The sequence below is a fragment of the Pseudactinotalea sp. genome, assembly GCF_048594945.1.
GTDB lineage: Bacteria > Actinomycetota > Actinomycetes > Actinomycetales > Beutenbergiaceae > Pseudactinotalea.
The window spans coordinates 1-12,615 of record NZ_JBMDXJ010000096.1; the positions used below are offsets into that span (position 1 = coordinate 1).

The following is a 12,615-nucleotide window of genomic DNA, read 5'->3' on the forward strand; positions in this document are numbered from 1 at the left end:
AACTCGATGCCTACGCGAGCTGTGTGGCAGTTGAGTAGCGACGTCTCGTCCCCCAGCCGCCGGCCAGGAGTGAGTGGCCCTGCCGACGGCCCCCGCACCAGGGGCGGGGCGCCGACCCACCTAGCTCCTTACCGCCACCCAGCGGCCGCACGGGTGCGGCCACGACAAGCGCCGTGGGATCGTCTTGTTCACCCTGACCCGAACGAGCTCTTGGTCACCTCAGCCTGGCCCCAGGCGTCTGGAAGAGATCCGTCTCAGGTCACCTAGCGTCTGGCCGGACCGGCCGACCTCATGTGGCGTAGCGCTCTCCGTGGAGGACGTCGAGCGGCGCCAATCTATGACTTGAGTTCGGACTGCGAGGGCCAAAGTCCGACGTATCGTCGTCTCATGCGGATGGAGCTCAGCGTGGGTGACGGCGTGACGGGCCTGCTGATAGACGGTCTCACTGAGACGCCGTATGTCGCTGCGACGCTCAAGGTCGAGTCAACAGGCTTGGTCCTCGAGGTTCCATACATCATGCACGGCGAAACGGATCAGTTCCGGCACCTCGAACAGTGGTTCAGCGGTCGTATGCCTCCGGCGAATCTGCAGTTGTACACGAATGGAGGCACTATCTCCCTCTTTGACATCACATGGGGTGGCCATTCCGAACGACAGATAGCTGTCGGCATCTTACGGCCCGCGCTTGCCGTGCTGCATGGCCGCGACGGCGACCTCTCTGATCCGCTCACGGTCGCGACCCTGCAGAGCCGTGTTGATGGTCTGAACGAGTGGGGGAAGTCCAGCGCGATAGAGATCGACCACCACGTCGACTCGGCAAGGCTCGTGACAGGGCTCTCGATCTCGGTGTCATCGGTGCCTGCAGCAACATGGCGGCAAGGCGATGCTGTGATGACGATCCGCGCCTCATGGAGCACGGAGGAGACGACTGACGAAGCCGGTCGCGCAATGCGGATCCTCGACAACCTGATACTTGAAAGCACGTTCGAACATGGCGCCAGGAGTGTGGCCGAGCACCTGCGCGAGCACCGAAAGGTCGTGGACCTCCTGACGATCCTGTTCGGGGGCCGCACTAGGTATCTTGGTCACCTGGTTAAAGATGCACGGTTCGTGGACTACAGCCTCGGCGGCACGGTGATCGGTCATCCGACGGTCGAACTGTTCAGCCGTCAGACGATCGCAGATCGACCGATTCGAAACAGTCCACCCACGTCGCTGACACGTCCCCTGGCATCGCTGGCCGAGTTAGGAGTCGATGCGCTCGTCAAGTGGTCGCAGAACTACGACGAGTGGAAGAGATTCATCCTCCCTTCCGCTGGAGCCTTCCGCCGGGAGAGCCCGTATCTCGAGGACTCGATCACCTCCATGTGCATCGCAATGGAAGCGGGCGGCCAGATCCTCGGGCAGGTACCAGGCGAGGCCGCCACCTACGGTCGCAAACGACCAACGCTTGCGACCTACGTGTATCGATGCCTCAGCGCGATAGGTGTCGACTGGGGCGAGAATATATCGTCCACAGTTGGCCTGGCGCGAGCGATCGCAACCAACGGGAACACTCTGAAGCATCCGGATCGAGGAGCGTATCCCGACTATACCCAAAGCTACGTAGTTCGAATGGTTTCGGAACTCACTGTCAGACTTCTCGCTCTGTACTTGGCCGGGGGAGCTAGTGACGTCCTGGCCGACTACCGAAAGGTCAGCGGACTGGCCTGGCGGGAGCGCCAAGTGCTTCAAGAGAACGCCATCTCCATAGATGACGCTGGCGTGTTCCACCTCGGATGACCGACGCCTCTGCCGCCGCGGGAGCCACCGTGCTGCTGGCTACACACCGCCGCTCGTCGAGATACAACGCGTGCCTGCTCGCACGTGATGGCTGAAGGACGGGCATCCGCGCGCCGTGAGACGATCAGCCCTCCGTTGGCTCTAGGTTGGCTGAATGGCCGAAACGCACGAGCCCTCACAGCGGAGCCTCATCACCTCGCATGAGCTTTCACGCCGTGCGATCAAGGGCTGCTGGGCCCTATCCCTGGTGATGGTGGGCGCTGGAGTGACCGCAACCTTCCTCGACAAAGCCGGAGCGGCCGCCGCGACGATGCTGGCGATGGGAGGTGTGCTTGCGGTGATCGCACTCATGGGTCGCGTCCCGCTACGGCTTGAAGTCGCCGGCACGAAACTAGACGCCACCTACCCCCTCGACAAAGCCTTCCAGGCGGGCAAAGACAGTGGTGAGCAGGCCGGCCTGGAGAGGGCACTGCGGAAGATCGAGGACGCACAGGAAGAGGGCAAAGATATCGCCAACATCGATCGGGAACTACGCGAGAGCGTTCGACGGATCATAGAAACCCACCTCCCGGTCGACGCTCAAGACGACATCGCGGAGGGCAGCAACTCGACTACCGACGTTGCGGAAGGTTACAGCGGCCCTGCCGCGTGCCGAGCCGCGGGGATCACCTACCGCCAGTTGGATTATTGGGCGCGAACGGGACTTGTTGAACCGAGTGTAGTGATATCGGACTCAATGAGCCGCCGCTACTCAGCAACCGACGTCGTTCTGCTCCGTGTGACCAAGGAATTGCTAGACACGGGCGTCTCACTCCAGTACATCCGCTCCGCCATCGATCTTCTGCGAGAGCGGGACCTGCGAGAACTGGCGCAGATCACGTTGCTGAGCGATGGCGAAGGCGTGTTCATGGCAACGTCTCCCGATCAAGTAGTCAAGCTAGTCGAGGGCGGGCGGGGCATGTACGGCATCAATCTCGCCAGGTCCGTCTCAGAAGTTCAGAGAGCCCTAGATGGCGGCGGGGTATAGGAGCTCACTCCGGCCTGCGGTCGGAGTGAGCGGCGCACCAGCGACGGCATGACGGCGCCACGAGAGGCGCCCTCCGGCACCTAAGATCGCGCTTTCGCTGTCGATGAAGCAGACCCAAGCACGGGCTTGGCGCTGCACGACTATGTCAGTATAACGCGATGACATCGACGACGATGGCGGGGCCCTTAATGTAGGCGTGCACGTCCTCCAGCGGTTGCTCCAGACCAATTCTCTCCACGAGGTCTGCGACTTGTTTATCGATGTCAAGCATCATGAAGCGGCGCAACATATATTCCCAGTCGTGAAGCAACCACTGCTCTGCCGAGAAGTAGCCGTCATCGCCACCGTCAACAATCCTTGAGACCGTACCTAGTACCCGGAGCTCTCCCTCGATCCGGTCCTTGGATGCGTCGTCCACGAAGTAGTGGGGGCTGAGGTTCGCGTACACCTTGCAAGGGAGGCGGTCGCCGGTCACCTGCAGCAGGATGGGCACCGGCAGCAGCGCGTTGTGGAGATAGACGCTCTTGAACTCGTCGAGGACTTCCGAGGCACCGAGTTCGACGTCCTTGATAGCCAAGAGCTGGTCAACGCCGACAGCGTTGTCATCAATGACAATCGCGTCGCCCGCCATCTTGCGTAGGATGTAGAAGGCCTTGCCCGCTAGTGACGCGGAGGTAATCCTGGTGGTGCCTTCAATCTCGACTAGGTCATCCCGACTGATCGCGGTCGCGTCATCCGGATGGGTTGTGATGATCCCTTGGTGAACCATGTCGTCGATGACCCTGCTAACAGTGGCCTTCTCGCGTGGCGTCAGCGTGTAGGTCGACTGAACCTCCACATCGTTGCCGATGGATCCTTCGGCACCGATCCCGGAGAAGCCGACTTTGCCTCCACCTGATCGCTTACTACGAGTAGTTTCAACGATCTCCGCGGCGTGAGGCATGTGGATGTCGTTGTACTCGGCGTGAGACAAGAGTGTCTCGGTATCGAGGTAGATCGGAGAGCGCAGCGGCATGGGCCAATCTTGCAGTATGTCGTCCACCCTTGGTGGCACGAGGCGCCAGGTCCGTAGCAGCATGGCAACCCCTCGCAGGTGCGCTCATCTGGGTCGTGACACCCGAACCTTCCGAAGAAGTGCGCAGCGTCCAGCGCTCGGCGGGAGAGCTTGGCCCGCGCCGGGGCGACGGCGGTTGTCTCCGCGCGACCCGCCACAGGGCCGAAGTGAGGCACCACAGATCCGCTGATCCGCCCCTGGGTTTCGTTCCTATCAGGCGGCTTGGGGGACGAGTGCTCCCAAGGGTGGGTCGAGCCGAGCGCAGTAGTCGGTCTCGACCTCGGCGAGTGTGCGCATGTCGAGTTCGCCGTGTAGGGGGCGTTATTCCACCACCACACGCATTCCAGGGTCGCGAGCTCGACCTGTTCGACGGTGCGCCAGGGGCCGCGGCGGCGGATGAGCTCGGTCTTGTAGAACCCGTTCATAGCTTCGGCCAGGGCGTTGTCGAAGCTGTCGCCGACGGTCCCGGTCGTGGGCTTGGCGCCGAATTCTGCGATCCGGTCGGTGTAGACCAGGGCTAGGTAGTTCGAGCCGTGGTCGGCGTGATGACCAGGCCATCGAGTCGGCCGCCTGCGGCCCAGGCGGCCATGTTCAGCGCCTGCAGCGGCAGGATGTCGGCCCTGACGTTTCTCTTAGCCGCACAACTGACCATCCAGAATCGTCGGTCGCTCGCGACCTTCCTGTGGCCGAGCGCAGGGGGCTGATGGGGTGCCAACCATGGCGGCGACGGAGCGACTATCTGGAGCGAGACTAAGGACTCGATCTGCGGTGGCGACCCGTCCGGCGATCAGGTGCCATGGCGCCATGTCGAGGTCATGAACGCCCCGGACCGCGCCTCAGCCTCTGTAGAGCACGAGCGGCTGTGTCTCCACCGACCCCCGGTGTGAAGGTCATCCTGTCCAACAATGACCAACCAAATGCTGCGGCCTGGACGAGATTGCCGATCATCAACCGTGACTGCGTCAGTCACGGACGTGACCGACGGCTTCCCGTCGGCGCAACTGCGGCGCCGGATACCGGCGTGACGCCCTTCGGAAAACGCTCTGGTGATGGATGCCAGGACTGAGATCCTAAAGGGCTCGTCCACCGCGACTCGCTCTGGAACGTGAGCGTCGCGCCGAAGCGGCTGCCGACCTGGGCTCGGCCATCGGGCGCGCGCCGACCCGATCGGGACGGTTGCCCTTGGAGAGGCCCTGAGATCTCGTGCTGCGGGGGTCAGCGTAGGCAAGCTTGAGCTGTGGCGCACCGCTCCCATCTCCCGTGGTATGGCCCTGATTCGGCCCGCATGGTGCCGGCCATCGGACCGCGGGAAGTGCGGCCTCGCGGGACCGCCGGCGGCACAGGTGGTTCTGACGGCTTCATCGCGCCGGATTGGTTGGGGCACGACGACCGCCGTCGAGCACCTGCGCGGCGCGTAGCCTCTTGCCATCGATCGGGCTGACATGCATGGCGCCGCCCTTCTGAGAAATGCGCACTGGGGACCCATACCCTTCGAAGCGTAGAGACGGCTCTTTCGCCTTCCTCCGCCACACGCCAACCGGCTGGGGCAGCAAAGTTGGCGTCGACCGCCGCGCTAGCCAGACCTCTAGAAGGCTCGACGCCAGAGCATCACAGAAGGCAGACGTGGACTCCGTCAAGCCGGCAATGATCGCCTCTGACTCCCTGTCCAGCACGGTGTCGTAGAGCTCAGCGGTCTTCGCCATGGCCTCAAGGTCGTGCCATTCGGGCTGTCTATACATCGCGTGAACTATGCGGTAGTCGTTCAGCGACTTCCCAACTAGTAGTTGAAAGCCGACCTTCTCGGCACGATGCGCCTGTGTGTTCCTTGTTCGCAGTAGCCACGGAAGCCAGTCAGTCGGGCCGTGGTCGTCGGCTGACTGGACTGCGGCCATCACCGCCTTCTGTAGTCGTTGGCCAGACGAATCCGATGCGAATCTTGCTGGCCGTACAGTGGGAAAGTCAGCAGCGATCCCGTCTAGCATCCCCCAGTCAGCCCTAACCGGGTCGACGGCGACCGAGCTAACCACGACAGCTGCCGCAGCCATGCGGTCTAGCGCCTGCACCAGGTGGAAGATGGCACCCTCGGCAGAGATCTGGATGTCGCGCGTCCTGCGCACCTCCGCGGGCCTTCTACGAACGATGAAGGTGCTGCCTGCCCTCTTCCACTCGCTACGCAACCAGAAGTTCTCCGCCGTCAGAAGCTCGCGGTGACGCTCTGCCTCCCGACGCGCGGCTTCGATGGCCACGCCCACCCCGCGAACCGAGCCGTAAAGGTAGTCGCTCACGACCACGACCTCATCCCAGTCAGTCTCCTCATAGAGATGCCACCAACCGATCCCGCCTCTGTCATCGTCGAGGTCGGAATGGATCTCGTCTAGCAGAGCGCGTAGCGCTGTGGTCATGACGCGCAGGGTACCGATGACCACTCCACCGCCGGTCCGGTCGCCTCGGCGACCGCATGGGCATAGTGCGTGCCTACCGCGCCGCTTTTAGGATCCCGTGAACTGACTCGTGTGAGTCTGACGCAGTTTCCCGAGACCGACACACTCACCGCCGACCTGGACTTCTACATCGACTACGGCCGCGCGCACACCAGCTCGCGCGAGTCCGCGATGGAGGACCTACACGCCTCCTGGACCGAGGACATCGCGCACACGCTCGCCTCGTACATCACCATCGCTCGGACCGCCGAAAGTGCTGAGCTGCTCGCCCGACACCGTGCGACGCCTGATCGCACGAGGACAGCTACGAGCGTTCCGCTTCGGACGCTTGATCCGCATCACCGCCACCGACATGAGTCGCGCGGGACGGCCGGCGACCGGCGTCGACCGCTCGCTGCGCCGGACAGACGTGCTGTGGAGCCAGGCATCGACGTCGGGCCGCAGGTTTGGCGAACTGGAGGAGCCGCGGGCTGCGGGTCAGTCGCCCTCGACGGCCTCCGCTGCCATCGTCTTGCCCTCGGCGACCTTCTCGTCGTCGTCCTGGATGACGCCTGCCGCCTCGGCGATACGTCCCTTGACTGCCTTGGCGACGTCGGCGACCGAACGTTCGTCGGCGTCGCCCTCCGGGTTGCTGGAATCGACGTGGAGGCGGTCGTCGTCGTCGGCATCCCCCGCCTCCTCGCGCGCGTGCTGCACGCACAGGCGGGCGACCTCGTCGGCGTGCGCGTACATGACCGAGTGCGCGGCACCGGTGATCTCCCAGAGTCGCGACGACGGCAGCAGGTCGCCCACCTCGCGCACCCACTCGCGCGGCGACACCGCGTCGAACTCGCCTCGGATCACGAGCGTGTGCGCCTGGATGTGCGGCAGCCGCTCCTCGATCGGGAACGCCATCATCTTCGGCAGCACACGCGCGAACCACTTGACGCCGCAGAACAGGTAGCCGCTGAGCGCGAGGAGCTTGACGGTTCCAGGCTCGCGCATGGCGGCCTGCACGAACCGGCACGCCTGCGTGAGCACGCGTCGCTCCGACGGGTGGATGACCGGTCCGATGAGCACGAGAGTGCTCAGCTCGGGCCGCCTCGACACGAGGTCGCTCACGATCTGGCTGCCCATGGAGTGGCCGACGACGACCGGGTCCTCGAGGCCGAGCTCGTCGATGACACGACCCACGAGGTCGGCGTACTCACGGATGCTGAGCGCGTGATCGGGATGCGGCACCCCAGCGAAACCCGGCAGGTCGACGGCATGCACCGGACCGAACTCGTTCAGGCGCGGCGCGAGCTTCTCGAAGTACGTCGACGAGACGCCGATCCCCGGCACGAGCAGAAAGGGTCGTGTACCGCCCTCGCCGACCGAGTTGACGCGTACGTAGACATCGCCCGCGGGGACCCTGGTGACCTCGACCCCGGACGAGAGCCGCCGACGTCGCTCGCGCGTGTGGGCGGATACTCCGGTCATCCAGATCACGCTAGCAGTGGGGTCCGGGGTGAACCAGCGGGCCTTGGTCGCCAACGTGATCCGCGCAGGGCGGGCGCACATCGTGGAGGAGGTGCCGGCCGACGTCGGGAGCAAGGCCGGCGAGCCGCCAGTCCGCTGGTGGGAGGTGTATCAGCTCTGGTGGGTGCGCGCCGCGATCTCGTCGGCAAACTCGATCTCGGAGTCGTCCTGGGGTTCGTAGCCGATGACCCGACGCGCGTTGGCGATCGACCAGAAGGTGCGGGAGTTGCCCGAGACGCCGTAGAAGATCTGGAACGGGACCCCGTGCTCGTCGTCGATCGAGGGTGCCTCGATCGAGCGGACGTAGAGCTGCTGCAGGTCGCGCTCGGAGACCCAGCCGGTGATGTCGCGCAGGTAGTCCGCGGTCGGGCGATCGGCGAAGTCCTCAGCACGGATCGGACGAGGGCAGACGATCCGCACGTGAACGTTCTCCACCACCGGTCCGGCGCCGCCGCTGGCGTAGAGGAACCCGAGCGATTCGTAGGCGGCTTTCGCCCAGCCGTAGAACGTGTCCGGTCGCGGGTAGTCAAACGGGTCCACCCGATCGATCCGGCCGGCCTTCCACGGCTGCTCGTACCACTTGGAGGCCTGGTTGGTGCTGGTGACCACGACCCGCCGTACCCCGGACTGCTGGGCAGCTTCGAACACCCGGGCCGTCATGTCGAGATTGCGCCGCTCGGCGGCATAGCTCGGGGCGTCTTCATCACGGACGTACCCGGCGTGCACGATCACGTCGACGCCCTCGCACAGGCGCCGGAGCTCGGCGGCGTCCGCAGTCAACAGGTCGACCAGCTCCACCCCCTCGACCTGCTGCCCGTCCCGGTCGGTGTCGCGGACGTCGATCATCGTCAGGTCATAGCGCTCGCGCAGCACGGGCAGCAGCTGACCGGCGACGTAGCCGGTGGCGCCGGTCAGGAGGACACGTAGGCGGCTCATCGATCCAGTGTGACAGTCGCGCAGGCCGATCCCCCGCGAGTATCGGGTTCGTCACAGCGACCAACCTGACATCCGCACTCTCCCGAGCCTCGGCCTCATCCAGACCTATGACTCTCCGTAACAGTCAGGAGCGGTCGATCTCGCTGATGGTGAGGTGGGCGATGGGTCGAGCTCCCTCCGTGACCGTGATGATGTCTCCGATCTTGGCCAGCGGCGCGTGCTCAGGGACGAGCCATTGTGCGCGGGCAGTCGATGTCCACGAATTCTTGTCAGCGGTGTCGACCATGATCGAGGCAAGGTGGTCGTCAGCCGGCTCGACGTACCCAGTCGCCGCGAAGACCTGGCCATCAGGTGTGGCGGGGTACCCCGTGGCCCGGACGCGGTCGATGTCCGGCCGAGTGGCACGGCAACGATCAGGGCCGTGATCGCGGGGCCGATCTCCCATCGGAGACCTGCAGTCGGGCGGAGACGGTGGGAGCCGTCGCGGAGCGGCTGGCTCCTTCGTCGCGAGCCACCCGGCTCCTCCCAAATCCCGCCACCTGTCAGGTGCCCAATGTCGAAGGACCCCGCCCGAAAACCATGGGCGAGGTCCTTCGACATTCGGCGGAGACGGTGGGAGTCTCTGCTAGATCACTTTGACCTGCGGTATTGGTGCCCTGATGAGGTGTGTGCCAATACTGTGGCAATTGCAGACCCCAGCCAGAACCGGCACCAGCGTCGTCGCGGCAGCGCCCGGGTGAGACCAGGACAGCGAGGCCTGCGCGGCGCTCACAGGTCCAACACCGACCCGATCCATCAGCTGGGGCGCCATCGTGGTGACGATGCCGCTGATCTGCTCCTATGTTCTCGGCCAGGACGCGGGTTGCGTCACTGATGGCGATCGCGAGCCGACGTGTCTCGGCCCGCCGGACGAGCTACTCGGTCCCGTCGCCGGCGCGGGTCCGGCGACGGCTGATCGCGGTCAGCCGGGCACCGTTCAGGACGCCCCGAGCCAGGGTGCAGTCGGTGTCGTCGCCGGACAGCAGCAGCGCGCGGCGCCGGTTCACATGTTGGGTCTTGGTGAGCCTGAGCTCACGGCGGGCGCCAAGCAGGATCCGCAGCGCTTCCCGGTCGCCGTCTCCGCGCGGGACCGGGAACTGGTCGGCCGGCAGTCGCAGAGGCTGCAGCACGGCAAGGTGGGCGTCGATCGGGTCGGACTTGCCGCGTCGGCGCTGCCCGCGGCGGGGTCGAGTGACCTCGATGACGGTAGTCCCAGCGGCCTGCAGGGAGCGCATCAGGCCGATGCCGTAGCTGCGGGTGCCTTCCAATGCGACGATCAGACGCGGGTCTGGGGCATGCTCGGCGATCCAGGCGAGCACGGTGGCGAAACCCCGTGACGTCGTTGCTCATGGTGGTCGTGGCGATCGGCGAGCCGGTCGCAGAGGCGATCTCCAAGGTGTGAGTGTCGCGGTGGGTATCGCCGCCGACAATGGCATCGATCGTGTCAGCCAAGAGACTCATGACGGGTTCCCGTTCCTTCCAGGACGGGTATCGTGGTTAGCGCCGATCGGCGAGGAACGCACCAAATGGCGTATCTGTGATGGGTCACACTTGCGCGGACAGGCTTCTGATCAGGCCAACAGGTGAGCCCGCCCGGTGCCGGCACCCAGGACGACAAGTCCTTCAAACGGCACACCGAGATGGCCAAATCACGCGTGAGTCAGTCCCGAGCGCCGACACCGATCTTGCTCGGCTTTCCTCCCGGAGCGCCGAGCAACACACTCACAGGTCACGCGATGACAGCTGCCGCATCAACGGACGACTACAGCGACCGCGCACCACTTTGCGGGAATGAACTCCGGCCACACCGTCTGCGGGAGTCTGCCGGGCCGTGGAGCTCGTAACGGCGCGGCTTGTGGAACTGAGGCTGCATCGTGACCGTGGCCAGCACGCGCCGGCCACGTCACTGCCTACGCGCGCCGAACGGCAACGAGGCGGCTCCGATCCGATGCCGGACGGCGCTGCGAACTCGGATCGGCCATCCATATGGGACCGCGTCAGCGTTCGGCCATTCTGGGGCGGTGCCGAAGTCAGGTCGGCGGGGTTCGCGGTTCCGAGCTCGGCTACGCCCAAGACGTCCGTCAAGATGTTGACCATCCGAGGAGCGGGGCCATTCGAGCCCTACCGTGGTTGACGCGCGTCGGCGAGTGAGATGGGTGGTAGTTCTTGTGTCCGTCCGATCTGGTACCAGTACGCGACAGTGGCGATGTCGTCGCAGCGCTCAAAGAGCGCCCCTCCGTGATCGCCGATCTGCTGGAGGGTGGCGCGCATCGACGTGTGGAAGTAGATCGGGTCGGGGAGGTGCCACCGATACATCCCATGAACGGGCGGCATGTGCGCCGCGTACGGCGACGTGCGAGCCGGATCGGCCAGGACGTGCTGGGTATAGCCCGAGTACGGCGCGCTGAAGAGCGAAGGCTCCGGACCGCGTTCGGGATTCATATGTGGCTGGAACGCCCACGCCCCCCCGACGTAGTCCTCGAGCCCGGTGCCGCAGATGGTGGGGCGCTCGACGTCGTCGTCGAGGAAGAACTTGACCTCGCCTTCCCCCCACCAGTGGCGCTCGAGCGCGGTCAGATTGACGAATGTCCCCGCGTAGACGCCGCGACCCTCGATGCGCGGCAGGATCTCGTGGTCCACGCCGAGCGGCGCCGAGCGGTCGCTGCGGCGCCAGAGCGCATGGAAGTAGCCAGCGCCATCGTCGACGTCATCGCCGATCGTGCCGTCGACCTGGTAGAAAACCGCCTCCACTGGCTCGTCGTGGTCGTTGCGCAGCTCGATCCTCGCGTGGCGGCGAAACGGCATCGGGAAGTAGCAGTTCATGCCGTTCGTCGGGGCGACGACAATCGGCAAGGAGGTGATTAGCGCAGGCATTCCCGACCCGCTGCAGAAGAAGTCGCCCAGGGGCACTTCCACCGAAGGCGTCGCCTCCTCGTCCCAGAACATCCGGAGCACCAGGTTCCGCAGCACGTATGGTCGCGCGCCGTTGTTGTGCGGCACGGTGATCCAGATGTGCCGGATGATCCCAGGTCCCGTGGCGTCAACCAGGACGGTCGTGCCACCGGCCGGGATGGTGACGCAGGGGCTGCCCTTGCGACCCGGACCGAGTGCCGACGCCGCTGTGCCACCACTTCCTGGAGCGCCATCGGGGTTCTCGGCGGACCAGGAGCGGCTCGCGACCGGCAGTACCGCGAAAGCGTCGGACAGCCCCATCAGCGGGCCACCACCTTCGACCATGTGACCGCGAGCTCGATCGTCGAGCCGGTCGCAAGCTCTCGGGTGATCCGTACGGCAGAACCACCGTAGGACTGGACGACCTCGCTCTCGTACCGGCCGTTCTCGCCGTCGACGCGGATGTCCTCGATCATGGCGCCAATCGGCACCGGCAGCTCGACGCTTGTACGCACGGTCTCTCCCGTCCGGTTGCGCACCAGGACCCGACCGGCGTCGGCGCCGCAGCTGTGCTCGATGTCGACGTGGTCGGGCCCGAAAGGCAGATCCCGCCATGCGTAGCCGGTCCAGGGTGTGAACGGTGCGACCGTGAGGGTGCGGTCGCGCCAGGAGCGGCGGATCCCGAAGACGTCGTGCATGAGGCGGGCGACGATGACTCCCGCCGACCATCCGCACTTGCTCAGGCCGCGCTTGACGCGTGCTGTGTCGGTCTCGCCGTGGGCGAACGGCCACCACCATAGGGATCCATCGGCATCGGTGGTGCGGCGGATCACCTCGAGGGCTTGGCGCAGGGACGCAGGGTCGCGCGTCTCGGCGAGTGCATGGGCGTGAGCGGGATAGGTGACGCCGTTGTAGTCATCCCAGTCCCAGAAGTCGACGCCGTT

General features: G+C 65.2%; 9 protein-coding genes and 3 pseudogenes. 3 read left to right on the forward strand and 9 right to left on the reverse strand.

Going from position 1 to position 12,615, the window contains the following annotated elements:
- Window positions 1-387: 387 nt before the first annotated feature.
- A complete protein-coding gene (locus tag ACOJSN_RS04525) occupies window positions 388-1,782 on the forward strand; it encodes a hypothetical protein (protein WP_420111320.1) in 1,395 nt (464 codons plus the stop codon).
- Between the two features lie 265 nt (window positions 1,783-2,047).
- Window positions 2,048-2,809: a MerR family transcriptional regulator gene (locus tag ACOJSN_RS04530; RefSeq protein WP_420111321.1), complete on the forward strand. Its 762-nt coding sequence runs from the start codon at window positions 2,048-2,050 to the stop codon at window positions 2,807-2,809.
- 145 nt (window positions 2,810-2,954) lie between these two features.
- On the opposite strand, the gene ACOJSN_RS04535 is transcribed toward ACOJSN_RS04530, so the two are convergent.
- From ACOJSN_RS04535 to ACOJSN_RS04545, 3 genes and pseudogenes are all read right to left on the reverse strand, one after another.
- Window positions 2,955-3,824, reverse strand: a complete 870-nt coding sequence (locus tag ACOJSN_RS04535; RefSeq protein ID WP_420111322.1) for a DUF6414 family protein — start codon at window positions 3,822-3,824, stop codon at window positions 2,955-2,957.
- Window positions 3,825-4,189: 365 nt separating this feature from the next.
- Window positions 4,190-4,411 (reverse strand): annotated as a pseudogene (locus ACOJSN_RS04540) (IS3 family transposase); the annotation flags it as partial.
- An 810-nt stretch (window positions 4,412-5,221) separates the two neighbouring features.
- On the reverse strand, window positions 5,222-6,265 hold the full coding sequence (locus ACOJSN_RS04545; RefSeq protein WP_420111323.1) for a hypothetical protein: 1,044 nt from the start codon (window positions 6,263-6,265) through the stop codon (window positions 5,222-5,224).
- A 292-nt stretch (window positions 6,266-6,557) separates the two neighbouring features.
- On the opposite strand from ACOJSN_RS04545, the pseudogene ACOJSN_RS04550 reads away from it, so the two are divergent.
- Window positions 6,558-6,644, forward strand: a pseudogene (locus ACOJSN_RS04550) (excisionase family DNA-binding protein); the annotation flags it as partial.
- Window positions 6,645-6,781: 137 nt separating this feature from the next.
- On the opposite strand, the gene ACOJSN_RS04555 reads toward ACOJSN_RS04550, so the two are convergent.
- From ACOJSN_RS04555 to ACOJSN_RS04580, 6 genes and pseudogenes are all read right to left on the reverse strand, one after another.
- Window positions 6,782-7,765 carry an alpha/beta fold hydrolase gene (locus tag ACOJSN_RS04555; RefSeq protein ID WP_420111324.1) on the reverse strand — a complete coding sequence of 328 codons (984 nt, stop codon included), beginning with the start codon at window positions 7,763-7,765 and terminating at the stop codon, window positions 6,782-6,784.
- 150 nt (window positions 7,766-7,915) lie between these two features.
- Entirely contained in the window at window positions 7,916-8,740 is an 825-nt protein-coding gene (locus tag ACOJSN_RS04560) for an NAD-dependent epimerase/dehydratase family protein (protein ID WP_420111325.1), read from the reverse strand.
- A 124-nt stretch (window positions 8,741-8,864) separates the two neighbouring features.
- Window positions 8,865-9,185 (reverse strand): hypothetical protein, encoded by a 321-nt coding sequence (locus ACOJSN_RS04565; RefSeq protein ID WP_420111326.1) that lies wholly within the window; start codon window positions 9,183-9,185, stop codon window positions 8,865-8,867.
- Between the two features lie 469 nt (window positions 9,186-9,654).
- A pseudogene (locus tag ACOJSN_RS04570) lies at window positions 9,655-10,107 on the reverse strand (IS110 family transposase); the annotation flags it as partial.
- Between the two features lie 793 nt (window positions 10,108-10,900).
- Window positions 10,901-11,992 (reverse strand): glycoside hydrolase family 172 protein, encoded by a 1,092-nt coding sequence (locus tag ACOJSN_RS04575; protein WP_420111327.1) that lies wholly within the window; start codon window positions 11,990-11,992, stop codon window positions 10,901-10,903.
- The coding region (locus tag ACOJSN_RS04580) for a hypothetical protein (protein WP_420111328.1) at window positions 11,992-12,615 on the reverse strand (624 nt) is incomplete at its 5' end. The genes ACOJSN_RS04580 and ACOJSN_RS04575, both read right to left, overlap by 1 nt.